Genomic DNA, 25324 nt, shown 5'->3' with positions numbered 1-25324 from the left:
AGACTTTCCTTTCTTAACGATTTTGTTCTTTCATACGGCGCTGAATATCACGTTTTGCATCACGCTCCGCCATATCTTGTCGTTTATCATAATTTTTCTTACCTGTTACAAGGCCAATAGTGACTTTAACATATCCATGACTATAGTGAAAGTTCAAGGGAATCAAAGAATAACCTTTTTCTTTTACTTGCCCTAATAATTTATGAATCTCCCGTTTATGCATAAGCAATTTACGTGTCCGTTCTGGCTCATGATTAAATTGATTGCCTTGCTCGTATTTACTGATATGTACTTGGTATAAGAAAAGTTCACCATGTTCAATGCGGCAAAAACTATCTTTTAAATTGATGCGACCAGCTCGAATGGATTTCACTTCCGTTCCCGTAAGGGCAATCCCTGCTTCATAGGTTTCATGAATGTGAAAGTCATGCCTAGCTTTGCGATTATCTACAATTAATGCATTGTTATCTTTCGCCATTACCGTTTCCTCTGTTTCTTTCTTTTTTTATGATTACTTTTTTTGTGTATCGTTTCATAAAATGCTGTTTTCTTTTTTGTATCCAACTTGCGTAGCATTCGCTCTACCGCTTTCGTGGTACCTGTCGTTTCTATTATATCATGAGTTTGTCTATCTCGACGTTTTCGTTTCTCTTCTTTTTGCTTCTTATAGGATTTTCTATTTCCCCGTTTCGGTTTTGAAAGTGAGTCTTCACGACCTTGCCCTCGCCGTAAGTATCCATCAATGGATTCCACTTCACCAATGACAAAATCGATTTGGCGAAGCTCTGTATCAGCTTTAATCAATGTTACTGTCACCGGTGTACCTAAGTGATATTCCTTTCCACTTCGTCTACCATAGGCCATATAATGTGGCTCGTCAAAGACATAATGGTCATCATCCATTAAATTATACGGTACCAAACCATCTACCCCATTATTAAGTTCAATAAATAAACCAAAGGCAGTAATTGAACTTACATGTCCCTCGAAACTTTCACCAACATATTGCGCCATATACTGAACCTTTTTCATATCCAAAGTTTCCCGTTCTGCTTCTGTAGCGATTTGTTCACGCTCTGAGCAATGACTGGCACTATGTGTTAAATAGGACTCATCAGCAATCGGCGTGAGCCGTTTTGGTTTGCCTTCTAGGACATAGCGCAATAGCCGATGAATCATTAAATCTGGATAGCGGCGAATAGGTGATGTAAAATGGGTATACGTAGAAGATGCCAGACCAAAGTGTCCCATATTCTCAGAACTATATTTTGCTTGTTGCATAGAACGAAGGACCATGATTTGTACCACAGGTTCAATCTCTGTACCAGACACAGATTGTAATAACTCCTCAATATGTTTAGGCTCAACCTTAGTCGGCAGTTTTACAGGATATCCTGCATGGTGTAATACTGTAATGAGTTGTTCTAACTTCGTATCTTTTGGTTCTTCATGAATACGATACACAGAAGTATCTAATCGTTCACTAAGAAATGTAGCTACCGTTTCATTGGCTAATAACATACATTGTTCGATTAATTTTTCTGCAATGGTTCTATCTTTTCGTACGATTCGTTGCGGTATGCCGGTAGCATCTAAAAGAACCTTATATTCTGGGAATTCAAAACTTATGGCTCCTGCTTGTTGACGCATCTTCATTAATTGGTATGCCAATGTTTCTAGGGTCCGCACCATTGCCATGAGTGGTGCCAAATCATCAGGAATGATATTTTCTTTTAAAGCTAAATAGATTTCCTTATAGCTACAACGACGAGTGATATGAATAATGGATGGCTTTATGGAATAGTGCAATACCTTACCTTGAGGACTTACTTCCATAATACAGGACATGGCATAGCGATCTTCCTTGGCTTGTAAGGAACAAATACCGTTTGATAGCTCCACTGGTAACATAGGGATCACACGATCCACCAAATACACACTGGTGCCACGGCGGTATGCCTCTTGGTCAATGATTGATCCAGCTGGCACGTAATGGCTGACGTCTGCAATATGAACCCCCAATTCAATATTGCCATTGTCCAATACTTTCGCATGCACAGCATCATCTAAATCTTTCGCATCTTCTCCATCGATGGTGATCATTTCTTGGTGGCGCAAATCTAAGCGGTCTGCATCATCAGTAACTGCGAAAGAAATCTTCCGGGCCTCTTTTTGCACATCTTTTGGAAACTCTTTTGGCAAATTAAAGGTAGCCATCACTGACAAGACATCTAAATCTGGGGTAGAACTATCCCCTACAATTTCTACAATTTTTCCTTCTGCTTTACGATTTTCTTCTGGCCAAGCAGTTAATTCTACCACTACGGTAGCACCACTTCTAGCATCTAAAGTAGCTTCTAAAGGAATATAAATATCCTCACCTAATCGTTCATTATGAGGTGTAACAAATCCACTTGTTTTTAGACGCTCAAAAACACCTACTACACGATTCGTATTTCGAGTCACAATACGATGGATAATACCTTCAGCTTTTCGCTCAATAGTTCCTTTTCGTTTGATTATATATTCTACTTCATCATCATGCATGGCTGTGCCTGAGCAACCATTGGGAATGAATACATCTTGTAAGTGTCCCTCTGTAGGTATAACAAATCCAAACCCTTTTTTACTAGCTTTATAGATACCTAGTAATTTCCTATTTTCTGTTTTTTGATAGGTTGCATATTCACCATCTTTAATGCAAATAGAGCCTGCAGTTTCTAAATCATGTAAAATAGAAAAATATGCTTTAATTTCCTCATCTTTATAGCCCAAGATGAAAGGAACATCTTCTATATGATAAGATTCAGGCCATATATCTCTAAAAAATTGTAAGATTTCGTCTCTCATAGTACCTCAATATATCTATAAAAAAAACCTACCATAGGGTAGGGTTTTTTGTGTATTAATAAGAACTTAACACTAAATCTAATGCTAAGCTAACCAAAATGAATAGTGTCGCTAACACAACTGTACACCGTGATAAGAATCCATCTACACCACGTTCTTTCCCACCGAATACGGAATCAGCTGCGCCAGAAACAGCACCACCCATACCTGCACTTTTACCGGTCTGTGCTACTACTACCACAATTAAAAGAATAGAAATAATAATTTCAACAACCATTAGAAAATCTCTCATGAATCTCTTCCTTTCTGTATTAACGGTTATGCCCGAAGTAAACTTCCATTTTTTTCTTTACTCGTTGCAATGCATTATCAATAGATTTTATAGAACGATGATGTTCTTCTGCCATTTCTTGGTAGGATTTGGCATCCATATATCCACGTAATACATCCCATTCTAGAGGGCTCAGAACAGCCTCCATCACTTCTTTAATAAGAGCGTATTGCTCTCTATTAATAACTACTTCCTCTGGGTCTAAATTTTTTTCTGTTTCCAGTACTTCTATTAAAGTTCGCTCTGAATCATCATAGGCTGGTTTATTTAAAGAGATATAGGAATTCAAAGGAATATGCTTTTGACGACTAGCCCCTTTGATAGCAGAAATGATTTGTCTTGTAATACATAATTCAGCAAATGATTTAAAACTGACCTCACGGTCTCGATTATAGTCTCTCGTTGCTTTATACAAACCAATCATACCTTCTTGAATAATATCTTCTTTATCAGCACCCATTAAAAAATAGGACCTAGCTTTAGAGCGTACAAAATTTTTATATCGTTGAACAATATAATCAGTAGCAAAATGATTGTTTTCACGTTGATAGATATCAACAATCTCTTCATCAGATAATGATGAAAACCTTTCAAACTCAGCTACTGTTTCTGTTTCATATGACATAGGATTCCTCCTGTGACGCTGTACTAGGAATGATATTTAATAGTATACACTATCTTTAAAAAAAAGTACATATTACATTTGACTTTCACAAGATATATCTATATAATTATAAGACAATAATTACATATGGGGACGTAAAGGTTTCGACAGGTATGGATGTATCTTAGAAAGCGAGCTGGTGTCTCACTTGACCATAAAACAGTGAAACTTAAATTAAACGCAGAAGAAAATTTTGCATTAGCTGCATAAGCTACGTCACACCTTCTCTCGCCCGTGGAGAGGGATGTGGCGTCAAACTACGGGCTAGCTAGTTTTATCCGCTCAATTAAAGCTAGTTAAATCTCATGAGCTAGAATAGCTTAGGTTGTTGATGTCCAAACACTATTCGAAGTTAAAAACATCAACTGCGCTCGGAGAGGTCTAGGGGGCAACATGTTTGGACAGGGGTTCGACTCCCCTCGTCTCCACCACAATACCAAATGAAATAACCGCTTATTCATAAGTGTTCGTAAGTGTTCACGAATACGATGAATAAGCGGTTTTTTAGTGTTCTATACTATTTTTAATGTTCGTAAGTGTTCGTATAGTTTGGGGGATTTTGCCCATTTTTTGCCCATTCAAAATCCACAAAGTGCGTGACGGGGTTCGATATGAGAATACAGCTTTATTAAGCCATTTCTAGTGAGAATAAGTTGATTTGTGTATCATTTTTATTTAAAAATGGGCAAATTTCGCTAAAAAAATGGGCAATAGGCCTTATAAATGCGATAACTATGCGTCTTCCGAGATTCAATGGTAGTGTCCACTCTGTGCACTATATAATATTAATAAAAATCCCTTTATATAAACAAGCCTACCGATCTATTGTAGTCTGTAGGCTTATTACTATTCTTCATCAATTTGACATCACCTTATTTTTTCAAACTTGATTAATTGAAAAATGCACGCAATTCATGGATAGCTGTTTTAGTTAATTTGTAAAACTGCGTGCATTTATTTTAATCCATTATAATGTATTATTTCTAAGGCTATACCAAGGTATCTCCCATGCTTTTATTTTTCCAAAACTGACGGGTAGTTGTCAGCAATTATTTTTAAACTTTTATAAAAAGAAAAGAACCCCCTACAACTAAGGTAAGGGGTTCTTTTCATACGATTATACATTGGATGATTTAATTGTATCACAAATTTAAGAAAAATCAAGTTTTATTTAATGGATAAGCCAACAAGTAACAAGCTGCTAATCAACACCCACGTATTGCGCTGTCTGTGCAGCCGTCGTTCCGTTTGATGATTGCGCTTGATGTCTTTGCTCAACATCTCTAATGAGTTGTTCATTTCGTTCAAGTAAGCGCTCTGCTTCATCAAGTCGTTTTGTGCCTTGCTCAAAACTTTGGCTTGCTCGTTGTTGATATTCTTGAGCTCGGCTAATTCGTTCGCCTGCTTCACGGTTAAGGCTTGTACTTCTGTCAATGGAATCCTTGACTGTCTGATTAAGTTCAAGGCTTTCCCGTTGTTCGCTTTTAACTCGTTCCAAGTGGTCAGTGGCACGTTGATAGTCTGAGTCGTTACCTCCATCGAAGATAAACCATCCGCATGCAATGATAAGGATGGCCAACATAATATACACAGTGCCAGAATACCGAGTGAAATACGTTTTAAGTCTGTCATGCATTAAATCCCTCCTTGGTAATCCGTCACACCTCTTGCAATGGCCCTTACAATCTTATCAAGGTTAGCATTCATAAATTCCAAATCATCGTCATTATCGATGAAAGCCATCTCAACAAGAACTGCCACTGCATCTGTATGTTTCAACACCCATAAGCCGTCGGACTGTTTAACGCCACGGTCAATAGTGGTAGTGCTCCGAATAATTTGTGATTGGATGTAGTTTGCGAGTCTCTGCCCATTGAATGACTTATACCAAGTTTCCGTGCCACGTGCAGTATGATCATTACATGCGTTGCAATGCAAAGATACAAATAAGTCAGCACCCCATTCATTGGATGTGGCGCATACCATATCAAGGTCATCATTTTGCATGATTTTAACTTCACACCCTGCATTAGTTAAGTAATCAGCAAGCATTTCACCAGCTTCTTTTACAATGTCACATTCTCTTGTTCCTTTGTTAGGGTTAACCGCCCCGCTGTCTATTCCTGGGTGGTGCCCAGGATTAATGAAAACTCTCATTTTTTATCCTCCTTTTCTAACGGATCAGGAATACCGTCATTATCTCTATCCACCCATAGGGCTAGGAACCCTACGAGCGCTGTCAACACCGACGGAATAAAGATGTGGTCGATAATGTTAATGCCGACCGCAATTAGCTTTCCCATGTCATCTGATACTTGCCCTTTGGTAAAGGCAAGCACGTACTCAACGACCACTAGCAATATAGGCACTAGCATTACCAGCACCAATAGCCGTGTCGCCAATACTCCAGTAGGATGTATATTGCTTATTCGGATATTTTGAAATACACCTTTAGCCTTATTAATTAACTCTTCTTTAATCATAAAATCTCCAATCTCATATGTTGGCCACGTTCATATAAAGCCATTCTTGGGATATTTCTCACTACATCTTTTGCCTTATTAATCATTACAATTTCGTTTAACTCTATTGTCGCATCCTCGCTCTCTTAATTCGTCGATTCTGTAATGTGCTGATTTCACGGATGCCTTTAACGTTGCTTGTTCCTTTGTCAAAAATACCATTTGCTCTTGCGTATCCTTAATCGTTTCCTTTAGGTCGCTAATGCTTTTCGTCAAGTGTTGCATGGCTTGAGTATTCATCTTCACGGTGTTTTCCGCCATCGCTCCTTGGATTTCAAGCCGTTTTTGGAGTTCGTCTTGCTTGAGTAGGAAATCATTCTTGACCTTTTGGAGTTCCATTTCTCGTTCGGTTGATACTTTTGAATCATACAACCAAACCACCATCTTGGCGATGGCAAATACGCCGCTTATCAGCGTTACAATTTCAAGTAATCCATAGTTCATTCTTTAGCCTTTCTTAATCGTCGAAATAGTTAATTGTCCTTGAAATGGGTCGTTGATTTCTTTCGTTGGCGGATCGTCCTCAGTCACCCACGTACAAACACCCAAACGCAATATCCGTGTAGGGATTGCGTTCCTTGCCTGTGTTCCTTTTCCTTCAAAATGGAAACGAATTAACCTCAGATTATCACTGTCTCCAAACATAACGGAACCTATTCGCATTCCGTTATCATCAACAATATCTGCATATACTGACCCTATCGGTGTAAACCCTTGCGGGATAATTTGATGTCCTTGGAAAGATGTCCCGCTAGCATTGGGTTTTTGCACAAGTAACCATGTGCCTCCATGACCATTTACATCTGACTCACGCTTCGGCAATTTAGCGAAATTTTGGTCATTTGGCGGGGTTATGGAAATACTAGCCCATGAGTCACCTTTAGCTCCGACAACAACGGTATTTCCAATCCTCGTAAATAGGAAATGACTTTCACCATTCATCCAAGAAGCTCCCTTAGGAGTTTTGTATGTATACTTCTTTTGCGTAGTAGGTTCTACAGCACTACCACCACTTGATGTGGTCGATGTGGTCGGAATTGTAATAGTATTGCCACCGCTAATACTTAATTGACCATTAGTATAAGATAGAGTTTGAGGCGCACTATTGGCACCTACTGGACCAGGTGGACCTTGAGGGCCTACATCACCTTTAGGACCTGGTGGACCTTGAGCGCCTTGTAATCCTTGTGGCCCAATAGGTCCTACTGCACCTGGCGGTCCTTGCTCTCCCTGTGGCCCTCTTGGGCCCACGTCACCTTGAATGCCTTGCAACCCTCTAGGGCCTTGCTGTCCTTCTAATCCTTGTGGACCTCTCGGACCTACATCACCTTGTTCGCCTTTAGGGCCTGTTAATCCAATTAGCCCTTGTGGGCCTTGCTGACCATCATCACCCTTAGGGCCTCGCTCCCCTGTGGCTCCTTTAGGTCCTACTGGACCTATCGGACCTTCTGGACCACGTTCACCTTGAATGCCTTGGGGTCCTTGCTCACCTTTGTCGCCTTTATCACCTTTAGGTCCACGTGGACCAATGCCCCCTGTTCCCGAATAGTCAGCGACCCTAACGACATCGTGCTCTTCACTATCAATAATGCGCACTACGTCATCCATTCAATCGCCCCCTATCTGATACGCTACCTTTAACTAAGATGTGACCTTTTAAAATTTTATATTTAGGCTTGTTATTTTGATCATACACAAAAACATCATAGACGTGTCGCCCCTGCGGAATGTCTCCTCCTAAAGTGAGTTTGAATGTACTTACTGCATCCTCGCTTACATTCTCTACCTTGGTGATATTGAACTTCGCCACGAATTTCTCATCGTTAGTATCTACCCGCACTACAGCGAATAGATCCTCTGCTTTAACTTCTTTGTTATATTCAAGTAAGAAGGAGCAAGGAACGCCCTGCTCCATTAAAATATTATGTGTTTGAATTGTCATCTTTCTTACCTTCTTCTTGCTCTGCATCATGTAATGCATCTAGCAGCACATTTTGCACGCAATCTTCTACAGGGCAACGACCGTTTTCTAAAAGTACACTTCCGCACCATTCACAATATTTATCTTGCATCGCCAATACCTCCTATTTCAATTCTTTAATCTTCTTGATTAAGTCAATGTCAATTTGTTTGAATTGCGCCTTGATGTCGTCAGTGGGTAAGCCTTTCATTTGCTTAGTCAAGAATACTTCTTTCAGCTTTTCACGTTCAGCCTCCGCCTCTTTCTTCAAGGCTTCAATTTTTTCTTTTTTTGTTGGCTCAATGACTTCTGGCACGTAATCAACAAATTTTCCATCGATGTAGCATTTGTAATCGACAAACTGCGATTGCATTTCATCCCCACCAGTGACATACGTATGATTTGGATAATCTCGTTTAGCAAGTTCGAGACATTCCTCCTCTGTCTCTCCATGCACGCCAATTAATAGAGACGTGATTCGCTCACCTTTTTCATTTAAAATAAATACATATTGATTTTCCATTTCTTTATTCTCCTTTCAACGAGGTAATCAAAATGAAATTAATTCAAAAATTAAAGGGCGCAACTAAGCGCCCTTATGTTGTTTATTCTGTAGTTGGCTATTATGCCACCTACGATGAAGCGGTGGATGCACTCCAACAAATTCGCCAGTCCCCAACCCTTACTAATGTCTATGAAATGTGGCTACCATCGCACGCTAAGAGTGTAAGCACTAACACCCTTAACAACTACGGTTCTGCCTTTGCGCACCTAGTGAGCATTCACGATGTTTCCATGAGCGACATCACATATTTACAATTGCAGTCAATTATTGACAATATGCTTAATGGCGGTCTTTCTTACAGTTCTTGTAAGAAAGTTCGAACTCTTATTAGTCAACTATATGACTATTCAATAATCAATGGATGGTGCACCACCAACTATGCCAAATTCCTAAATCTAGGGAATAACAAACCAGTACGACCGCATAAGCCATTCACTACTCAAGCAATCAACCGCTTATGGCGGTTAGAATCACCACTGCATGACATTCCGCTGATTCTTTTATATACAGGTATGCGTGCATCGGAATTAATCAACCTCAAGGCTCGTGATGTTAATCGCAAGCAACGTACGCTCCGCATTACATCGGCTAAGACGAAATCAGGTATCCGCACGATTCCAATCCACGATCGAATATGGCCTATCATCGCAAATAGGCTTGATGCGATCTACGTCATTCATGAATGCCGTACCTATTCATCACTTAGCCGTGAGTTTAATAAGGCAATACATGCTATTAATGCGAAACACACCACCCATGACTGCCGTCACACCTTCGCTACACGTTTGGATAATGAAGGTGCCAACTACAATGCTAAGCGCTTACTGCTTGGTCATGCTAGCAGTAATGTAACAGATGGCGTGTACACCCATAAGTCACTCGATCAATTGCGTAAGGCAATTAGGGCGTTGAAATGACCAAGGGGGAATATTACAGAATGTAACATCTACACGAGGATCAACAAAATCGTTTCCTTTGTCATTTAAAACGGTATTTAGCATCCTTGTAAACTCTCTTGGCAAGACTTGGGTTAATACGTATAAGCATTACCCACTTGTTACTGAATTAACAACAACAAGCTTTACAGTAAGTAGCGATGATGCAAATCTTCCAAAACTCCATTGGATTGCAATTGGCAAATAACCAAGGGGGAAAAGCTAATGTTGAAGTATCCTCCAGGATATTTGATGATTTTATTAATTTCCCTATAACATTTACAAGAACGCCAATTGTTACAGCTACAAATACGGCTGAAACTCTTGATCGAGACGAATGGACAACAAGCGCAATTTCTGTAATCAGTTTAACGAAGTTTAAATACCAAACTGCACAAAATGGCGTTTCCAAGTTACAGTGGATTGCCATTGGTAAGTAATCACCAAGGGGGAAAATTCATTCCTGAAACTGCAAATATTACATATTCCATTAGATTCACTAAAGTATTGGCTGTACTGCCTATGATGTTAGATGAGCCAACGGCATGGCACGAAATGATGGCGCGGCCAAAGTCTATCACAACAAGCAATTTTAAGATTGTAAGCGGAAGCAACAACACTAATTATCCTAAATCTCGCAATAATGGTTGCTGGATTGCGATAGGAATTTAACTTCCGTAAGCTAGCCATGTAGTTAGATAATTTCTATTGTCGTGGGAATACATGGTGAAATTAGTCAATGTGGCGTTTTTGTAACTTGGAGCATTAACGCCCCACCCTTTTGTCAATTGGATGCCTAAAATTTTATGAGAGAATGCAATAGGAAATGTTACTAAATCCTCGTTTCTTTCTTGGCGTTTTCCCCCTTGGAGACTAATATCCGATTACGATATATTTAATATCCGCTGTAAAGGCATCGCTGATAGCATCCGATGTAACTTTCCCTCTTTTAAGATCGGCACTTTGGAAATATGCTGCTAGCCCGCCACTAGATATACCACTATGATCAATCGTAACACCGCCCCATAAAACTTTACTCTTAAAGGAAATCGGATAATTAATATCTACTTTAGTATCGTAAATACTAGCAGTAGTTCCCCCTTGGATAATTAAACCGCCAAAAGCTTCGCCAAAGCAGATGTACCAGGCATTTTCGTTACTAAAATCGTAGCGAACTCCTTTAGATTTCAGAATGCTAGGAACGTCTATATTCACGTCACCAATCAATGATTTTACAACCGACAATGTAGGCGCCAACAAGGTGTTAGAATCGGACTTGTTGTTTGTAATCAGTTTAATCAGTTCCGTTGCATCACCTTTTGTGACATTAATTCCCTCGTTATGTTTGGCAATACCTGTAATCGTATTTTCCCAATCTCCAAAGTATTGCCATGCTCCCCAGGCAACATAGAACGTACGGCTGGCCTGCTTAATCGCTTTACCTTGACCATGCGAGTAAAACGTTTGTGTGATGACGTTACCCTCTGTTTTCGTAACGTGAATCTGCCCGTATGGATAGATTTTACTGGATGATGGTGCATTGCTCCAACCAAGAACACCTGCGTTGCACTCGTAGATGCCAGGCTTAGTAAGGTCGTTCCAATTACGAATGTTACTTGGAATGGTTGTGCCTCCTGCGTACTTCTCCAATCCGTGAGCATTAGCATCTGCCTTGTGTGTATTAATTAGAGTTTCCACATCAGCCCTAGAAACTGATACTCCTAAATCGATTTGTGCTGCTACATTCGTGGAATCGCCAACTGCTATTGCAACTTGTAACGATTGCATCGGAATCGGACTATTTTTATCTGGAATATATGATGTTAATCCGCTAGCATTGGAATATGCAATTAGCTTTTCTTGGCCATTTTGTCCATTTTTTGCATACACGCCAACTTCACGCCAGTAAAATCCAGTATTCACGGTTTTATTGTCAAATTCAAATTTGAATACTCTTGTACCATTTTCGCCGTTTGACATATTTGTAAGGCTTACATTCAATTTTGGGCTAACAATATTTGTCATTCCTTCAATGGATGATGTTAAATTGCCATCGCCTAATATTGCCTTAGTAACGATCAATTGGTCACTTTCTCTACCGCTAGTAGATCGTATAATCATTTGGTTGCCTTGCTGTGTTAGTCGCAACCCTGGAAACTGTGCCATGATTACCTCCTTTAACTAATAACCGTATTTTCAGTGATCGCCAATGCATTCACTGTTTTTAATTCTAACGAAATCACTTCATTGCTAAGTGATGAGTCAAAGCCAATATATGTGCTTTCCGAAATGCAAGGAAATATACCTATTTGAATATCATGTGATAAGCTTGATACTTCAATTGTTCTATAAGCAATGTGTGCTGGCTTGTATGTATCAATCGCTTCTTTCATTTTCGCTAAATCAAAACACATTTCCTTATTAAATTCAAGGTCCATCGCATAATGCTCATTGAATAAAGATATTCTTGCGGATTCATCTGAAATGTATTGATTGGCAATATATTCAAGAAATTCTTTAGTGCTACTAGAATTATGATTCAATCGTTCTATGATTCTCGCTCTTCTTACATCAATACCATCTGCAGATGTGTCAATTCCGATGAATGTATCCCATAACTTTATACCGTCAGTTGCATTCTGTATGTTGAGTTGAGCCAATATTTTCAACAATTTAACCCTAATTCTTTCATGCTCACGACTGTCCGCATCATTTGTTGTTTTGAACAATTCATCTTTTGTAATAAAAAACGGTAGATACTTAAGTATATCTACCGTCTTCCAACGAATAAAATTATCCATTGATTGTCACCTCATTGACTCGTGGGAGTTGATCATCTGTAATTGTGATATTAGTTGTGCCACCATTCACTCGTAAGTCGGAATAATCAATAATCCCTGTTTCTGCATTGGCCAATAATGCTTTCCCTATATTGGCATAGGAAATGTAGTTCATACTAAATGTTTGGCGTTTAAACTCTTCATTCAGTATTCGTTTGACCGCTTCATTGTTAGCTTGTCCTTTTGTTACCCTAAATGAGATGTTTACATTCATAATCGTTGGTGTAGTCACTGTTACCGTAGCACCAATTGGCGCTTCTTTTGCAATGACTGCTTTTACTCGATCTAATAACGATGTATTTGCAGATTCGTTATTCACATCTACTAGTAGCACCTTAACCGTTCCAGCACCATTCCATAGTGGTAATACTTTTACTTGCCCTACACCGTTGACGGATTGAGCCCATTGCATGTAATGGTATACATTACCGCTGGTGGCTGGCTGTCGTACTTTGAATAGCAAGCGTTGTAGTAAATCCGTATCGTTTTCTTCATCGAATCCATCATAGCTTACTTCTTCGTTTATTACTGACTTTAATCCATCAACGTTTGTAATAATCTCCGTAATTGTATTAGCATTCACATTACTATCTTTACCAATTTCTTCGGATTCTACATTTGCTATTGCATCACCAGTATTTCCAATTGTTACCGTTTCAATAGTTTGAAATAATTTGCCTTCTGCCGTGCCTACTGTTACACCTTTAGGCACTATAGTTCCTGCCACACCTGTTAGCTTAACTACTGCTTTTGACTTTGTAGCCTTCTTCCTAATTACTCCATGTGCTTCTGCATGCATGGTTAGATACTGCCCCCACGATGTTTGTGGAAATGCTGCATCCAGTATTAATTGCATTTCTGCGTAACTCTTTTCAAACTCTACAGCATTGGCACTTAATGTATCAAATGCGAATGTTCCCTCATGCGTTGACATGCCATTTGTATCAATTGTTTTAAAATCTTGAAGTAATCTTTTTAATACATCTTGTCTAGTTTGTATTTCAAACATTATACCTCCACTCCAATCGTTATATGACCATATATGGTTTGTAATGCTATATGTAACACTACTTGCTTATGTTCTTGCGTGAAATCAACTTCTTCTACTTCGATAATATAAGGATTTACCAACAATGCTTCCTTCACGTATTCAAATAAGTCAAAGTGGCTGATAGAATCATTCGTAACTTTCCCTATGAATCGTTCTAGCTCAATACCATAGTCATCAAAGTATGCTCTAAATCTATATCGTTCTACTCTAAGAGTTTTCCACACCCATATTTCAATCGCCTTATTTCCTGTTACAATTTTGGGCTGTTTATCTTTTCCATAGATAAAATTATCTCTGGCGAAATCCCAAGCATATTCCTTACATAATGGTAAGTTTCGTTGAATATCTGCCGTGGCAACAGTACCACCTTTAATAAATGGATTAGCCATTGCCGTCCAACCTCCTGCATTTACCATATACAAAGTATTGTTCTGCTGTAGAGTTATCATCTCCTACAATGGGGATCAACATAACCTTATCGCCTGCATGCCATGTATCAGTCATAATCCTTGTTTTCGTATAATCATTATGAATATCATGCGTGTGGCTTTGGTATTCAGCAGCACCTACTCCACCTGCACGTGGTTGTGTTTCGCTTATAATATGTCCTTTAGATTCTCTATAATGACCTTGCAACCAATACTCATCTACCCATAAGAACGACTTATTCAATTCCATTCCATTATAAGCAACAACTAAGTTAGGTGGCGGTGATACGATGGTTCCTATTCCTGGCATAGCTTGTCTTCCAGCTGTACCACCAATATTGTGCATCAAGTCAATCACCCCTAAATAAGGATCATTGTTTTTGCTTGCCATTTGTATTGCCACCCCCTTGTTCTTCTATATATTCCAATGTTAAATCCATAGTGTGTATATTTCCTTGAAATCTATGTGTGTCGCTTTTAATGTAGAACTTTCCTCGTAGCTGTTCTTCTTCTACCATAATGGAATATCCTGAAATGCACTGAATATTCCCTAGTGCTGATATGCTAGAATCATTTTTTACGCCCTTTGGTTTTGTCTTGGCCATAGAAACATTACTAACTGTTTTCCCTTTTGGTTTTGGTTGTTGCTTATATATGTCCTGGAAAATTCCGTATCTTTTAATGGATTCCGCATCACTTTCTGTGGATATTACATTTCCAGATTCATTAACGGTTTTTACACGATTCACAATATCTTCAATTGATTCTGAATGTGATGAGTTTATTACGTTGTAAGAATCGCTGGCAATAAATCCATCTATCAATGTTCCTTTTTCTACTAAATGTATGCCATCTAGTAAGTGCACAGCCATAAAATCTTTCTTTGTATCTGCCTTGATATTGTCATATAACATTTTCATGACTTCGGTACAGCTTTTGCCATCTGCCACAAAATTTACGACTGTCCCTATGTTAGGTAATGCTGTAAATGGAATTTCTACTTCTGCAGATAGTCGTCTGAATGCATCGACTGCCTTTACCTGGTTAAATACTAAATACACCTTTGACTTTGCTAAGTAGATCATTGGGTCGTATGCAGTGATAGCCATTGTGAATGCATTTGTATCTCGTTTTCTAAAGAATATTCTACCTTCAAATATTTTATGATCATCCACTGTGATTGCAATCTTATCGCCAAGATGTATTTGATGATTGTAGAAACTCAAGTCTTTAGGATTATATGCATAAGTCAATTCAACTTTTCGTGCTGCTTCCTCTTGACTTCCCGACCAGGTGAAAGACTCTACTAAATGGGTCATATCATGCGTGTGGCCATCATATGTAATGTGCTCAATTAAGGTGTTCATAATGGTATTACCTTTCCTTTAATTGTTGCGCTTCTTTTACTAACTTTTATGGCGGCATTGATTGGATTTACTCCACTTTTTACCATAGCTTTATAGGCTTTAATAGCCTTCTGCCCTTGTTCTGCAATTGGCATCACTTTTGATACCATTTTATTTGCTGTATCAAGTAGGTGATTTCCTTCATAAGCAACCACGTCTTTTTCTTCTGGCGCTTCTGCGATGCGACTGTACAAGCCTGTTGTGTCATTCTTTACTTCGGATGTAGGCCTTACATATCTGTATTCTTTCAAGGAAATACTATAGTACACATCACTTGTTCCATCATGTTCATCATAATTAAATGATTCTATTGTGCACGGCATTGAAATAGCCGTGTTAGAGATAACTATCTTACACGGCCTTTTCATAGTTGCAAATCGTTTAATTTTCCTCACTAAATTGTAAGGCATCGTATCATTTGTTTCTGACCATTCATATTTTTGTGCAGGAAAAAAACCATCAAATGAAATAACCTCAAGGCCTCTATTACCTATCATATTGATTTCACCAATGGCATTGATTTCTATTGTGCTATTCTTGTATGTAATGCCTGCTTTAAATGACTCTGGGGTCACTGGCATGACTACCTTTTCTCCTGCACATGATAGAGTGAATGTACAACCTTGTGGGAGTTCTTTACCACCAAAAAAGGATAGGACTGTATCAAAAAATGACATTATACGGCTCCTTCCATTTTGTTAATCGACCGAATCGACATTTCATAATGAATATGCTCCATAATTTCTTTGGCCAATTCTTCTACACTTTTACCATCGTTACGTACATTCAAGTTTTGGATGGTGAGTTGTAATCCACCACCTCCACCATTTCCACTTCGTTTCCCCTGATCATACGCACTGCGTAATGATTGTGCATGTGGAATGACTTGTGATCCACTAGGCAAGTTGATAATTTCTGCACCTCTATCGTGGACCATGGCGGGACCACCACCCCAATTGTCTGTACCACTATATAATAGTGGAATGTTTAATGGTCCAAATGATTTTCCACCAATTCCAGGAATCCAATCTGGTGTTGTGAATGAAATGCCGTTGATAGATGAAATTAAACTATTGATAGAAGCTCTAATTCCTTCAATTACTCCATCTAAAATACCTGTGATTCCTGTAATAATTCCTGAAAATACTCCTACAACTCCGCTCCATGCTAATGCCCAATTACCAGTAAATACTCCTGTGATAAAGTCGATGATTCCACTCAATATTTGTGAAATCCCGTCTATAATGCCTGTAATGGCAACCACTAACCCTGTAAGGATTCCTTCAATCGCCGCAACGGCAAGATTAAACCCAATCACTAAATGTCCTATGGCCACAGCTAATGGACCGCCAATAATTACGGCAGCAATGGCACCTACCGTATACATGATGAAATCTAACACGGGGGACAATACTTTTCCGATTCTTTGTAAAGATGCCATAAGTCGGTCTATGCCTTTACCAAATGTTTCGGTTAGCTTAGTAACGAATGGTTGTAGGTGTGTCCATATTTTAGCGACTACATCTCCTACATATCTAGCCAACCCCATGAACCCTCTACCGAATGATTCTAATACTGGTCTTACTGTATCCCAGTTCTTCCAAATTGCAATACCAATCAATGCAATAGCACCGACTGCCAATCCTACGGGACCTGTAAATGCCATTGGTAATAATCTAGCAATCCATGGAATTACTCTTCCTGCAACACTTCCTAATAGGTTGTACGCCTTAATGATACCGTGAATGGAGACCTCTAACAGTTTGTTTTGAATCGGTGAACCCGCTAACACCTTGCCAATATCTGCATACACTCGCATTAGACTTCCTATACCGCTCACGGCTGGTCCCAATATCTTTGTAAGTGCCGTAAATCCTACAACGCTTAGTCCAATATTGACAATCATATCTTTTACCGCTGGATTTAAATTTTTAAACCATGTAGCTAATGCGCCCAAGGAATTGGATACACTTTTAATCTTAGGCTGTAGTACCTCAGCAAATGAAATGCCTAATGCTTCCACCTTACTAGCTAAGTCCTTAAATGTCCCTAACAGGGTTTGTTTCATTAAATCAGCTTGCTTTTTAGATGAACCGCTAGCGTCATCCATCGCTTGACGCAACTCATTATAATCTTCCGTACTAGTATTTAATACGGCTAACAGTGCGGATGCAGATTCTGTACCAGCAATATCTCCAGCTAGTTTAAATTTCTCTGCCTCTGTTAGCCCTTGCATCTTCGAACGCAATTGATCATATACATTTCCAAGACCTACAAACTTACCGCTACTATCTACTGCATTTACACCCAGCTTAGCGAGTGCTTCGCTTGCTTCTTTTGGTGGGTCTACTAATCTGCTTAACATCATCCGTAAGGCACGACCACTTGTACTCGCTTCTATGTTATTATTCGACATAATCGCCATAGATGTGGCAAGTTCTTCTACTTGGATACCTAGTGCAGCCGCTGGAGCACCTGCATATTGCATGGCCACTCCAAAATCTGCCATGCCAAGCTTTGACTTGTTCGCCGCCATCTGAATAACGTCAGCCATTCGTTGTGAGTTCTCTGCCACATTGCCAGTCATTAGCCCCCACGTATTCAATGCTCCAGCAACTACATTAGATGTTACTTCTAATGATTCTCCCGAAGCTACTGAGGCCTCCACGATTGACGGTAGAGTTCCCATAATTTGATTGGCATTCATACCGCTAGCAGCTAATCCATCCATAGCAACTGCCGCCTCTGTTGCACTAATTGGGAAGTCAGCACCTAACCCTTTTGCAACATCACGCAAGCGCTCTACTTCTTCTGCGGTAGCACCTGCCTTTGCACCTGCCGATGTAACGGCGCTGTCAAATCCTACAAATGCATGAACTGCAGCAGCTCCAGCACCAACAATAGCAGCACTTACAGGCATTAGCTTATCTCCAATGCCTGTAATACCTTCTCCGACTTTTTGTACACGTCTACCTGCGCTGTTAGCAGCGACTGCCGTATCTTGCATACGAGCATTAATACCTGAAAGCACGGATGTTACACCGTCTTGCAGGCGCATGACTAAATCTATTACTTTACTCATTTTGTTTCCGTGCCTCCTCGTATAATCGGATTTCTTCATCAACAAAGGCACGAAGAATTGTTTTTTCTCCATGCCCCATTTTAAATACATCCGACGGTTTCATATGATGATTGGCAAATAAATAAAATGCCAAGTTCATATCACCATCGGATGTTATTCGTTTTTTGCTTCTTCAACAATATCCTTAACCGCTTCATCGCTGTAGCCAGATAACTCAAATACTTTTGTTGCTAATAAGTCAATCTCGCCTGGCTTGAATAACTTTTTGATGCAGTCTAACTTATTGGTAACTCCAAATTTTTGGTGTAAATCACGGTCACCTAAATCTGGTGTCACAATAGTTTTAGATAATACGATACATGTGAACTCTCCATTATCTACCACTTTATGTTTTCCCTTACCAGTAGTCGCAAAATTACGTGCTTCCTCAATTTGTTGGAATGGTAATTCTTTTAATTCTACTACAAATGGCTCGCCCAATAATTGTGTTAAACGTGGCACCTCTAATTCTGCTTTAGATTCAGTTGTAATAATTCCAATATCTGCAGATAACAATTTTTCTAATAAACTCATCTTCTATTCTCCTTATGCTACATCTATAATATCAAAATCTGTGAATGTGAAATCTGCGGATTCCTCAATAATACTTCCTACTTTCCAGTTCGCCAATGTGAGGGAGTCAAATGTCACATCATAGATGCTAATAGTTTCTACGCCCACCGCATCAGGGTCATCCAATTGTGCCACCACATGACATACCGTAGCACGACCCTTCTTGATGTTATCAGCACATTTTTTAATTAATAATGAGGATACTTTGTTCATAGTGATATTGCCACTCCCCTCGTAACCTACATATTTGTACTGTGTTGACATGGTTTTTGCCTTTTTAACTTCCTCTTTTTTTAATTTAGTGACAGCTTTAAAGGCTGTGACTTCTGCAACGAGGTCACCATCAATCCATACTTGACCGTGTGACCCTGTCATGACCTGTTGTGGTGCAAAATTCTTCATAGTCCCTCCTTATTAAATAGAAATAGGCAATTGGATGTCTTCCATTGCATCTAATGGTCGTACTTTTGCTTTCAAGAATACAATTTTTTTCGTATCCAAGCGTTTGACTTCTTCATCGGACATCTTAGCCAATTCTTCTTTAGTATACAATCCATGAGATAGTTGATATGTTCTGACTGCTTCCGTATCGATTTCGCATGTACTGTATCCTTTTTGAAGTAATCGTTCGTTTTCCAATTGCTTAAAATATCCCATAATGGCTGAAATCAATAAGCACTTGTTCTCATAGTCATTCGTATATTTACCAATATAAGAATCTTCTGCCGTCTTTTTGATGTCGTCGTACATCATGTCCATGATGTCAACGATTTTCATCGTTTGGAATCCTTCCAATTTGCCTTGGCTCGTTGTTACTAATGAGTTAACGGCACGGCTCATTTTGAACTTTTCACCATCAAACCAAATGAAGAATTTTCCTTCATTTACCATTTGATTCATTTCGTCTTGTGTATAACGATCGCAATCAATGACTTCATTCAATGGTGCATATGTTGCGGATTGTGTCATATTGGTTCCAGCAATTAAACCTGCAATGCGTGCAGTATACTCTGCTGGCTTATATTCTCTATCAGCTGTCACTACTTTTGTGTTAGCAAAGTTTACGACCCCCTCATAGTCTCCAGGGTGATTAGGCAATACTACTTTAACCTTTTTAAATTTATTTTCTCGTGCTGTTTTAACCCATGTTCCTAAGTATTCTAACTGAGCCGTTTCGATTGTTGGAATTGCCAAATAATCGAATCGTTCCGTAAGCATTGCTTTTAATGGATCTTGGAATTTGTCTGCGCCACCACCTTGTGCAGTTTCCATCATATATACAACAATTTTCAATGGTGGTTTATTGTACCCTTTTAACGCTTTCAAAATATAATCTTTGTTCTTTTCACTTAATTCAGATGGAATATCATCCACTGTGTATACAGTGAATGGATTCTTCAATGCTTCATGTTCATCTGTTTTTTGTCCTAGTTTAGTGATTGCTATTTTTGTATCTTCAAGAATTAATCCAACAATACCACGTTGTGAACGTTGGATTGCCTCAATTCCCGCTTCCACAAATTTGACAACTACACTAGGCATTCCTAATTTTGCCATTTTTTCCCTCCTCAGTTTCTACTTCATATCTAACTTGAACTGTATCCATGGATTCCCCGTTCTCTGCTTTTTCTTCAAGAACTCCAGTTGTATCCATGTACGAAATTTCAATTGTGAATTGCATGATGTCGTCATCTTCACCAATTCTATCCCCATGGATGTCTGTAACATCAAAATACCTATCCTCTATATGTATTCCTCGTTGAAATAACAGTAAGAATCGGTCAGTCATCTCCAGATAGTGGTCTTCGTTTTTGTTATCTTCATCAGAAAAGTACGTGCATATGATTGATAGATTTCGTTTGATGTAGAATTTATTCTGTAATTGTGAGTGCATAAGAGATTTTATGAAAAAACATGGTTTTTCAAACTCTTCTCTTACTTCATCGGAATACACTTTGGTATCAAACTCATCCCCTATCATATTTGCTATACGTTTCCACAATTTTACTTGTGATACTCGTTTAGCCATTATAACTTTCCTTTCAATTGCTTAAATAGGTTTTCGGCAATATTCTCTGTGAAACTATCTTTCCTTTTATCTATTGTATTTTTGAAGAAATATGTTCCTTGCTTATATCCTAATACCTTGCCAGATGGGTGGCGCATGACATGACCACGCTCTACCAAATGATAGTGCGGCGATGTATTTCGTATAGTTGCTTCTTGAGTTGTATCAGTTGAGCCTTTCATGCTCATTTTCCAACTTTTAGAGATTTTCTTTTTCTTGCCACGCCCTACTGGTGATGCATCTACTAATTCCTTTCGCATAGCATTCGCTTCTTTACGCAAGGCTTTCTTCGATTCTTCTGGATATTCCTTGATGAAAGAATCCATTTTAGAGATAAACTCTTCTATCTTCATTTCTTCTTACCTGCCGTATGAATACTGCACATCAACTCCAGTTTTACATGACCCATATAAGGGTCTACCACTGTATTGACTTTGTATGTTGTGTCTTGGTACTTGATCAACATCCCTGCCGTAATCCCTTTACGATATCGTATTGTGATTTTATGGACTTCTTCTAGCTTTTCTTTATACACTTCCATATATTGACGTCCACGTAATGGTTCAATTCTTGCCCATATACGATTAGGGATGGCTCTTACTAACACTTGTTTAGTAATACCATCCTTTTTTTCGTCTTTATATTGAAATACATCTACTTGCTTATTTAATCGTCCAATTCCATCCATATTAAGCATGAGTATTCACCTCATCTGTCTGTTTCTTAACATCTTCCATTTCCTTAGCCGTCAAATAGGCTTGTGAAAGTGCAATGTGTTGAATAATAGGTGTTAATGTGTATGGCAAATCATGTACGAAAGTTTTTGTGGAGTTAATATCTCGGTTTTCGTACCAATGAGCCACCATATATGTGATGGCTCTATCGTACAATGGATCATTCTTATATGGTTTTCCTGTCATTTGTTCAATGTAAATTGTCGCTGCGATAATTGACTCTTCCAAATATTGGTCATCGTCTGTGATGTCTTCATCAATTCGCAAGAACAATTTTAAATCTTCAAGAATAACCATCTAAAGACCTAGCCTTTCTTAGCTAACTTAACTAAAGAATGATACTGAACTGGTTTACCATCGCAAATCATTGTAGATTTACGTACGATATCGTCCGTTTCATTGTCTTCATATGTTTTAATGCCTACTTGATAGTTTGTATTCAACACATAATCTTCAAAACGGAACATGAACGCTACGATGTCTCCAGCTTGCGCTACATCAAAGTTTTTCAAGTACGGTACTAGTAATACAGTACGTCCCAAGATAGTACGTTCTACCTTGCCACCGATGCCAAAGTTAGTACGTGCAATCGGTTGACCTGTTGTATCAACCATTGCAGCAATTTCCATGAATGTTTTCTTGGACATTACCCAAATAGTACCTTGCTCGTACTCTACAGGTAATTCCGCTTCAGCTTTTACCAAAGTAGCATAATCAAAGGCTTTCACATCGATTTTTACACCTTCAGCAGCTTCTTTTAAAATGCCTGTAGGTTGACCTGTACCAGTACCATTAATGATGGCTGTTTCGATGGATTTTACCATTGCTTTTGCGATGTTCGCCGTCAACATAGATTCAAAAGCAGATAATGCCATTACAGATGTTTCCAAGGAGACGGATACACGGCATTGCAATTTGAAATGACTGAATGTTACATTGCCTACTGGTGCTTGCTTTTGGCGGTCAGAACCTTGACCTTCGTTTACCCAGGTTGCTACTGGCACTACATTAGATGTAGGGATGGCTAAACCAGATTTAAAGGATGTATTCGTTACCAATGGTAATACCATGCCTACGCTTTCCATCTTCTCAATGATTTTATTCAATGTTGTTGGAGGAATTACGGCACCAATATCTGTAGTTAATGTGTTTTGATTGGCACGGTATTCTTGTGGAATTGGTGTGCCTTTCACCACATAGTTCATGAATGCATTTCGATACTCTACAGAATCATAGATATCTACCGCTTCACGCTCTTCTTGTTTTGGTTTTTCTACTTCTTTTGTTCCTTTTGGTGCTTTCTCTAAAATTTCTACACGGCGACGAATTTCTGTTTCTTCTTGCTCCAATTCGCCTAATTCTTTTTCTAATGCATCGAGATCCAAGTTGCGTTGCTCTGTATCTTCTAATAATGCACGAATTTCTTTTTTGCGTTGTAAAATAGCTTTTAATCTATTCATAATAGTTCCTTTCTACATAGTTCTTAACTTCAATAACAATCGTTTTCGTTGTTCCTTTTCATGAGCCCAATCACGTGCGCCCCGATCTCGAGATGCAACAGTGGTTCCCTCATAGGCTGGGTTATCTACAATAGATACATCATATACACGGTCTACTTGTTCTATGTATCTTGTGTATATTTTATTTTCCCTATCCACCGTTTCTGATTCCTTTGCCACTGTAAATGCAAATGACATTTTCGATAAATCTCCACGCTTGATAAGCTCATATACATCATTCCCATTTGATGTATTGGCCATATCCGCTTCCACTTTCAACCCTCTACTATCTGTAGCAAGTCGTAATGTACCACTTTGCGTTCTAGCCATCATCATCCCACCATGATTATAATTCAATACACAATGTGTAAAGTCAGTATTATCAAAGGCTCCACGTGCAATGACTTCTTTGTACGTATAGCCACTATAATCAGAAACATACATAATGGTTTCTTCTTCGAATACAGCAGCATATCCCTCAATCATTCTTGTTTGAGTTTCCTCCGACGCTTCCAATAGCATTGCTCGTATCTCCATCGTGCGGTACTCTTTTCCCTTTTTCATTCCCTTCACCTCCCTTCTCATCATCTAATTGATACTGTGTTAAATCAGAGTATTTTGTGAAGTTTAAGCTTACTAGCCTATCGTCTCCACCTTCAACTCCTTCATAACCAAAAATTTCACGAATTTCATTGACTGTAATAGCTCCAGTAGGCAGCAATGTTTCGCATACCTTGATACGACTAGCAACACTCATGTAGGAAAGTCGATTGCTTTCCATAATGATTTCATTTCCATGACCTTTTTCTCGGCTCGTAAATAGCTTTTCTGTAAATTCTTGTGTCAGCTTAATTGCGATTGGCTCTAATACAGATTCATAGAATGCAATATATTCGTCTTCGGTGTAGTTTCCAGTTATAATCTTTTCGTTGATACCAAAATGCTTATATACTGTATCCCTTGCGAAGTCCATTTGACCTTTATTAAACGTGCTAATAGTTGTTGTTAGCTGTTGAAAGCTCGCCTTATTGTCTAATGTGGCAATACCCGACCCATTCTTGCTACTGGCATAGGTTTCCGTGAACCGCTTCCATGCTTTTTCTTGATCATCTTCACGCAACGTGCCTTCAAAGTTGATAATTCCTCGAAGGGCACTACCATTCTTTACAGAATTGATGATAGATGACTTGACCGCATGGAGCATGTCTAAGTCTTCCTTAATCGCCTTGGAATTATCTTCACCGAATAATTGATGTGTAGAAAAATGTCGCTTGATGTGGATGACCGCATCATATCGTACAGTAATACTTTTCCCGTTCAGGAATTGGAATTTTACGTACAAATCATCGTTGCTATCCGTTTTTATTTCTACACTACCGAAATCAACAGGATATAGTGCCAGTACTGCTCCATTTATATCACGTTGAATATAAATAAATGCGTTATTGTAGTTGTAGTACTGCGCCACAACCTTTTCTAAGAACTCTGTAGCCGTCATCATCGGATTCGGTCTTGTAGATAGCAAATAATTTAGTGTGGCGTTTCCTTCAACTGTTCCATGGGCTGTTTGGCGTACATGCTTTAATTTCATTTTCCCAAGATGTCTTGCGATAGAATCCGTACAATCTCTAAAGGTCGCATCATCATATGGTACTCCATGAAACGGTGTGAATACATTCGTATATCCATCTAAGAACTCTGCATTCTGCAGTCTCCTTGGTTCATCTATAAAGTATCCAAATATTTTATTGAATAGCCCTCTAACATTCATTGTCTC

At 38.9% G+C, this 25324-nt stretch carries 34 protein-coding genes and 1 other RNA gene; 4 read left to right on the top strand and 31 right to left on the bottom strand.

Annotation, left to right across the window (positions count from 1 at the left end; all coding sequences use genetic code 11):
• Positions 1–13 precede the first annotated feature (13 nt).
• The 4 genes from smpB to sigH are packed head-to-tail and all read right to left on the bottom strand — an operon-like array spanning position 14 to position 3806.
• Entirely contained in the window at positions 14–478 is a 465-nt protein-coding gene (gene smpB, locus EO113_RS01130; RefSeq protein ID WP_009352740.1) for an SsrA-binding protein SmpB, read from the bottom strand.
• Positions 478–2850: a ribonuclease R gene (gene rnr / locus EO113_RS01125; RefSeq protein WP_127135303.1), complete on the bottom strand. Its 2373-nt coding sequence runs from the start codon at positions 2848–2850 to the stop codon at positions 478–480. The genes smpB and rnr overlap by 1 nt, the downstream gene beginning before the upstream one ends.
• Before the next feature lie 55 nt (positions 2851–2905).
• Complete coding sequence (gene secG / locus EO113_RS01120; protein ID WP_038144301.1) at positions 2906–3142, bottom strand: preprotein translocase subunit SecG; 237 nt, start codon at positions 3140–3142, stop codon at positions 2906–2908.
• A gap of 19 nt (positions 3143–3161) precedes the next feature.
• A complete protein-coding gene (sigH, locus tag EO113_RS01115; RefSeq protein ID WP_062402655.1) occupies positions 3162–3806 on the bottom strand; it encodes an RNA polymerase sporulation sigma factor SigH in 645 nt (214 codons plus the stop codon).
• Positions 3807–3934: 128 nt separating this feature from the next.
• Here sigH and ssrA point away from each other — a divergent pair.
• Positions 3935–4276: a transfer-messenger RNA gene (gene ssrA / locus EO113_RS01110) on the top strand.
• Between the two features lie 770 nt (positions 4277–5046).
• Here ssrA and EO113_RS01105 read toward each other — a convergent pair.
• From EO113_RS01105 to EO113_RS01075, 8 genes are all read right to left on the bottom strand, one after another.
• Positions 5047–5481, bottom strand: coding sequence for a hypothetical protein (locus tag EO113_RS01105; protein WP_127135302.1), 435 nt, complete (start codon positions 5479–5481; stop codon positions 5047–5049).
• Positions 5481–6002: an N-acetylmuramoyl-L-alanine amidase gene (locus EO113_RS01100; protein ID WP_127135301.1), complete on the bottom strand. Its 522-nt coding sequence runs from the start codon at positions 6000–6002 to the stop codon at positions 5481–5483. The genes EO113_RS01105 and EO113_RS01100 overlap by 1 nt, the downstream gene beginning before the upstream one ends.
• Positions 5999–6328, bottom strand: coding sequence for a hypothetical protein (locus tag EO113_RS01095; RefSeq protein WP_127135300.1), 330 nt, complete (start codon positions 6326–6328; stop codon positions 5999–6001). The genes EO113_RS01100 and EO113_RS01095 overlap by 4 nt, the downstream gene beginning before the upstream one ends.
• Positions 6329–6406: 78 nt before the next feature.
• A complete protein-coding gene (locus tag EO113_RS01090) occupies positions 6407–6811 on the bottom strand; it encodes a hypothetical protein (RefSeq protein WP_127135299.1) in 405 nt (134 codons plus the stop codon).
• A 3-nt stretch (positions 6812–6814) separates the two neighbouring features.
• Complete coding sequence (locus EO113_RS01085; RefSeq protein WP_127135298.1) at positions 6815–7975, bottom strand: collagen-like protein; 1161 nt, start codon at positions 7973–7975, stop codon at positions 6815–6817.
• On the bottom strand, positions 7968–8309 hold the full coding sequence (locus EO113_RS01080) for a hypothetical protein (RefSeq protein ID WP_127135297.1): 342 nt from the start codon (positions 8307–8309) through the stop codon (positions 7968–7970). The genes EO113_RS01085 and EO113_RS01080 overlap by 8 nt, the downstream gene beginning before the upstream one ends.
• Positions 8290–8439, bottom strand: a complete 150-nt coding sequence (locus EO113_RS08070; protein ID WP_164726285.1) for a hypothetical protein — start codon at positions 8437–8439, stop codon at positions 8290–8292. Before EO113_RS08070 ends, EO113_RS01080 begins: the two co-directional genes overlap by 20 nt.
• A 12-nt stretch (positions 8440–8451) precedes the next feature.
• The gene (locus EO113_RS01075; protein WP_127135296.1) at positions 8452–8850 is read right to left on the bottom strand and encodes a hypothetical protein; all 399 of its coding nucleotides are present in this window, start codon (positions 8848–8850) and stop codon (positions 8452–8454) included.
• A gap of 32 nt (positions 8851–8882) precedes the next feature.
• On the opposite strand from EO113_RS01075, the gene EO113_RS08275 reads away from it, so the two are divergent.
• The 3 genes from EO113_RS08275 to EO113_RS01060 all read left to right on the top strand — a co-directional run bounded on the left by EO113_RS08275 (position 8883) and on the right by EO113_RS01060 (position 10499).
• The gene (locus tag EO113_RS08275; RefSeq protein WP_127135295.1) at positions 8883–9809 is read left to right on the top strand and encodes a site-specific integrase; all 927 of its coding nucleotides are present in this window, start codon (positions 8883–8885) and stop codon (positions 9807–9809) included.
• 179 nt (positions 9810–9988) lie between these two features.
• Positions 9989–10267, top strand: coding sequence for a hypothetical protein (locus tag EO113_RS01065; protein ID WP_127135294.1), 279 nt, complete (start codon positions 9989–9991; stop codon positions 10265–10267).
• Positions 10227–10499 carry a hypothetical protein gene (locus EO113_RS01060; RefSeq protein WP_164726284.1) on the top strand — a complete coding sequence of 91 codons (273 nt, stop codon included), beginning with the start codon at positions 10227–10229 and terminating at the stop codon, positions 10497–10499. The genes EO113_RS01065 and EO113_RS01060 overlap by 41 nt, the downstream gene beginning before the upstream one ends.
• A gap of 201 nt (positions 10500–10700) precedes the next feature.
• Here the strand turns inward: EO113_RS01060 and EO113_RS01055 are convergent, their stop codons facing one another.
• The 19 genes from EO113_RS01055 to EO113_RS00970 are packed head-to-tail and all read right to left on the bottom strand — an operon-like array spanning position 10701 to position 25318.
• The gene (locus tag EO113_RS01055) at positions 10701–11993 is read right to left on the bottom strand and encodes a pyocin knob domain-containing protein (protein WP_127135292.1); all 1293 of its coding nucleotides are present in this window, start codon (positions 11991–11993) and stop codon (positions 10701–10703) included.
• 11 nt (positions 11994–12004) lie between these two features.
• Positions 12005–12628: a putative phage tail protein gene (locus tag EO113_RS01050; RefSeq protein WP_127135291.1), complete on the bottom strand. Its 624-nt coding sequence runs from the start codon at positions 12626–12628 to the stop codon at positions 12005–12007.
• Positions 12621–13676 (bottom strand): baseplate J/gp47 family protein, encoded by a 1056-nt coding sequence (locus tag EO113_RS01045; RefSeq protein WP_127135290.1) that lies wholly within the window; start codon positions 13674–13676, stop codon positions 12621–12623. Before EO113_RS01045 ends, EO113_RS01050 begins: the two co-directional genes overlap by 8 nt.
• Positions 13676–14107: a DUF2634 domain-containing protein gene (locus EO113_RS01040; protein WP_164726283.1), complete on the bottom strand. Its 432-nt coding sequence runs from the start codon at positions 14105–14107 to the stop codon at positions 13676–13678. Before EO113_RS01040 ends, EO113_RS01045 begins: the two co-directional genes overlap by 1 nt.
• Positions 14100–14537, bottom strand: coding sequence for a DUF2577 family protein (locus EO113_RS01035; protein ID WP_127135288.1), 438 nt, complete (start codon positions 14535–14537; stop codon positions 14100–14102). Before EO113_RS01035 ends, EO113_RS01040 begins: the two co-directional genes overlap by 8 nt.
• Positions 14518–15513 (bottom strand): hypothetical protein, encoded by a 996-nt coding sequence (locus EO113_RS01030; protein ID WP_127135287.1) that lies wholly within the window; start codon positions 15511–15513, stop codon positions 14518–14520. The genes EO113_RS01035 and EO113_RS01030 overlap by 20 nt, the downstream gene beginning before the upstream one ends.
• Positions 15510–16229 (bottom strand): phage baseplate protein, encoded by a 720-nt coding sequence (locus EO113_RS01025; RefSeq protein ID WP_127068963.1) that lies wholly within the window; start codon positions 16227–16229, stop codon positions 15510–15512. Before EO113_RS01025 ends, EO113_RS01030 begins: the two co-directional genes overlap by 4 nt.
• Positions 16229–18634 (bottom strand): phage tail tape measure protein, encoded by a 2406-nt coding sequence (locus tag EO113_RS01020; RefSeq protein WP_164726282.1) that lies wholly within the window; start codon positions 18632–18634, stop codon positions 16229–16231. Before EO113_RS01020 ends, EO113_RS01025 begins: the two co-directional genes overlap by 1 nt.
• Positions 18627–18767, bottom strand: a complete 141-nt coding sequence (locus EO113_RS08065) for a hypothetical protein (RefSeq protein WP_164726281.1) — start codon at positions 18765–18767, stop codon at positions 18627–18629. The genes EO113_RS01020 and EO113_RS08065 overlap by 8 nt, the downstream gene beginning before the upstream one ends.
• Positions 18768–18787: 20 nt before the next feature.
• On the bottom strand, positions 18788–19207 hold the full coding sequence (locus tag EO113_RS01015) for a hypothetical protein (RefSeq protein WP_127135285.1): 420 nt from the start codon (positions 19205–19207) through the stop codon (positions 18788–18790).
• 12 nt (positions 19208–19219) lie between these two features.
• Positions 19220–19648, bottom strand: coding sequence for a phage tail tube protein (locus tag EO113_RS01010; protein ID WP_127135284.1), 429 nt, complete (start codon positions 19646–19648; stop codon positions 19220–19222).
• A gap of 12 nt (positions 19649–19660) precedes the next feature.
• Complete coding sequence (locus EO113_RS01005; protein ID WP_127135283.1) at positions 19661–20803, bottom strand: phage tail sheath subtilisin-like domain-containing protein; 1143 nt, start codon at positions 20801–20803, stop codon at positions 19661–19663.
• Positions 20781–21275 (bottom strand): DUF6838 family protein, encoded by a 495-nt coding sequence (locus EO113_RS01000; RefSeq protein WP_127135282.1) that lies wholly within the window; start codon positions 21273–21275, stop codon positions 20781–20783. Before EO113_RS01000 ends, EO113_RS01005 begins: the two co-directional genes overlap by 23 nt.
• Complete coding sequence (locus tag EO113_RS00995; protein WP_127135281.1) at positions 21275–21667, bottom strand: HK97 gp10 family phage protein; 393 nt, start codon at positions 21665–21667, stop codon at positions 21275–21277. Before EO113_RS00995 ends, EO113_RS01000 begins: the two co-directional genes overlap by 1 nt.
• Positions 21664–22011 carry a phage head closure protein gene (locus EO113_RS00990; protein ID WP_127135280.1) on the bottom strand — a complete coding sequence of 116 codons (348 nt, stop codon included), beginning with the start codon at positions 22009–22011 and terminating at the stop codon, positions 21664–21666. Before EO113_RS00990 ends, EO113_RS00995 begins: the two co-directional genes overlap by 4 nt.
• Positions 22004–22345, bottom strand: a complete 342-nt coding sequence (locus tag EO113_RS00985; protein WP_127135279.1) for a head-tail connector protein — start codon at positions 22343–22345, stop codon at positions 22004–22006. The genes EO113_RS00990 and EO113_RS00985 overlap by 8 nt, the downstream gene beginning before the upstream one ends.
• An 8-nt stretch (positions 22346–22353) precedes the next feature.
• Positions 22354–23508 (bottom strand): phage major capsid protein, encoded by a 1155-nt coding sequence (locus EO113_RS00980; RefSeq protein ID WP_127135278.1) that lies wholly within the window; start codon positions 23506–23508, stop codon positions 22354–22356.
• Positions 23509–23520: 12 nt separating this feature from the next.
• A complete protein-coding gene (locus tag EO113_RS00975; protein WP_164726280.1) occupies positions 23521–24111 on the bottom strand; it encodes an HK97 family phage prohead protease in 591 nt (196 codons plus the stop codon).
• Entirely contained in the window at positions 24026–25318 is a 1293-nt protein-coding gene (locus tag EO113_RS00970; RefSeq protein WP_164726279.1) for a phage portal protein, read from the bottom strand. The genes EO113_RS00975 and EO113_RS00970 overlap by 86 nt, the downstream gene beginning before the upstream one ends.
• Positions 25319–25324: the final 6 nt, after the last annotated feature.

Origin of the sequence: Veillonella sp. 3913 (assembly GCF_003992235.1) — a bacterium.
Taxonomy (GTDB): Bacteria; Bacillota; Negativicutes; order Veillonellales; family Veillonellaceae; genus F0422.
Note: the sequence above shows the minus strand (reverse complement) of the source record. Positions and strands in the feature narration are given on the sequence as shown.

Excerpts from the sequence above, each read along its gene's own strand:
- smpB (WP_009352740.1), bottom strand. The coding sequence starts at position 478 with ATGGCGAAAGATAACAATGCATTAATTGTAGATAATCGCAAAGCTAGG.
- rnr (WP_127135303.1), bottom strand. The coding sequence starts at position 2,850 with ATGAGAGACGAAATCTTACAATTTTTTAGAGATATATGGCCTGAATCT.
- secG (WP_038144301.1), bottom strand. The coding sequence starts at position 3,142 with ATGAGAGATTTTCTAATGGTTGTTGAAATTATTATTTCTATTCTTTTA.
- sigH (WP_062402655.1), bottom strand. The coding sequence starts at position 3,806 with ATGTCATATGAAACAGAAACAGTAGCTGAGTTTGAAAGGTTTTCATCA.
- EO113_RS01105 (WP_127135302.1), bottom strand. The coding sequence starts at position 5,481 with ATGCATGACAGACTTAAAACGTATTTCACTCGGTATTCTGGCACTGTG.
- EO113_RS01100 (WP_127135301.1), bottom strand. The coding sequence starts at position 6,002 with ATGAGAGTTTTCATTAATCCTGGGCACCACCCAGGAATAGACAGCGGG.
- EO113_RS01095 (WP_127135300.1), bottom strand. The coding sequence starts at position 6,328 with ATGATTAAAGAAGAGTTAATTAATAAGGCTAAAGGTGTATTTCAAAAT.
- EO113_RS01090 (WP_127135299.1), bottom strand. The coding sequence starts at position 6,811 with ATGAACTATGGATTACTTGAAATTGTAACGCTGATAAGCGGCGTATTT.
- EO113_RS01085 (WP_127135298.1), bottom strand. The coding sequence starts at position 7,975 with ATGGATGACGTAGTGCGCATTATTGATAGTGAAGAGCACGATGTCGTT.
- EO113_RS01080 (WP_127135297.1), bottom strand. The coding sequence starts at position 8,309 with ATGACAATTCAAACACATAATATTTTAATGGAGCAGGGCGTTCCTTGC.
- EO113_RS08070 (WP_164726285.1), bottom strand. The coding sequence starts at position 8,439 with ATGCAAGATAAATATTGTGAATGGTGCGGAAGTGTACTTTTAGAAAAC.
- EO113_RS01075 (WP_127135296.1), bottom strand. The coding sequence starts at position 8,850 with ATGGAAAATCAATATGTATTTATTTTAAATGAAAAAGGTGAGCGAATC.
- EO113_RS08275 (WP_127135295.1), top strand. The coding sequence starts at position 8,883 with ATGAAATTAATTCAAAAATTAAAGGGCGCAACTAAGCGCCCTTATGTT.
- EO113_RS01065 (WP_127135294.1), top strand. The coding sequence starts at position 9,989 with ATGATGCAAATCTTCCAAAACTCCATTGGATTGCAATTGGCAAATAAC.
- EO113_RS01060 (WP_164726284.1), top strand. The coding sequence starts at position 10,227 with ATGGCGTTTCCAAGTTACAGTGGATTGCCATTGGTAAGTAATCACCAA.
- EO113_RS01055 (WP_127135292.1), bottom strand. The coding sequence starts at position 11,993 with ATGGCACAGTTTCCAGGGTTGCGACTAACACAGCAAGGCAACCAAATG.
- EO113_RS01050 (WP_127135291.1), bottom strand. The coding sequence starts at position 12,628 with ATGGATAATTTTATTCGTTGGAAGACGGTAGATATACTTAAGTATCTA.
- EO113_RS01045 (WP_127135290.1), bottom strand. The coding sequence starts at position 13,676 with ATGTTTGAAATACAAACTAGACAAGATGTATTAAAAAGATTACTTCAA.
- EO113_RS01040 (WP_164726283.1), bottom strand. The coding sequence starts at position 14,107 with ATGGCTAATCCATTTATTAAAGGTGGTACTGTTGCCACGGCAGATATT.
- EO113_RS01035 (WP_127135288.1), bottom strand. The coding sequence starts at position 14,537 with ATGGCAAGCAAAAACAATGATCCTTATTTAGGGGTGATTGACTTGATG.
- EO113_RS01030 (WP_127135287.1), bottom strand. The coding sequence starts at position 15,513 with ATGAACACCTTAATTGAGCACATTACATATGATGGCCACACGCATGAT.
- EO113_RS01025 (WP_127068963.1), bottom strand. The coding sequence starts at position 16,229 with ATGTCATTTTTTGATACAGTCCTATCCTTTTTTGGTGGTAAAGAACTC.
- EO113_RS01020 (WP_164726282.1), bottom strand. The coding sequence starts at position 18,634 with ATGAGTAAAGTAATAGATTTAGTCATGCGCCTGCAAGACGGTGTAACA.
- EO113_RS01015 (WP_127135285.1), bottom strand. The coding sequence starts at position 19,207 with ATGAGTTTATTAGAAAAATTGTTATCTGCAGATATTGGAATTATTACA.
- EO113_RS01010 (WP_127135284.1), bottom strand. The coding sequence starts at position 19,648 with ATGAAGAATTTTGCACCACAACAGGTCATGACAGGGTCACACGGTCAA.
- EO113_RS01005 (WP_127135283.1), bottom strand. The coding sequence starts at position 20,803 with ATGGCAAAATTAGGAATGCCTAGTGTAGTTGTCAAATTTGTGGAAGCG.
- EO113_RS01000 (WP_127135282.1), bottom strand. The coding sequence starts at position 21,275 with ATGGCTAAACGAGTATCACAAGTAAAATTGTGGAAACGTATAGCAAAT.
- EO113_RS00995 (WP_127135281.1), bottom strand. The coding sequence starts at position 21,667 with ATGAAGATAGAAGAGTTTATCTCTAAAATGGATTCTTTCATCAAGGAA.
- EO113_RS00990 (WP_127135280.1), bottom strand. The coding sequence starts at position 22,011 with ATGCTTAATATGGATGGAATTGGACGATTAAATAAGCAAGTAGATGTA.
- EO113_RS00985 (WP_127135279.1), bottom strand. The coding sequence starts at position 22,345 with ATGGTTATTCTTGAAGATTTAAAATTGTTCTTGCGAATTGATGAAGAC.
- EO113_RS00980 (WP_127135278.1), bottom strand. The coding sequence starts at position 23,508 with ATGAATAGATTAAAAGCTATTTTACAACGCAAAAAAGAAATTCGTGCA.
- EO113_RS00975 (WP_164726280.1), bottom strand. The coding sequence starts at position 24,111 with ATGAAAAAGGGAAAAGAGTACCGCACGATGGAGATACGAGCAATGCTA.
- EO113_RS00970 (WP_164726279.1), bottom strand. The coding sequence starts at position 25,318 with ATGAATGTTAGAGGGCTATTCAATAAAATATTTGGATACTTTATAGAT.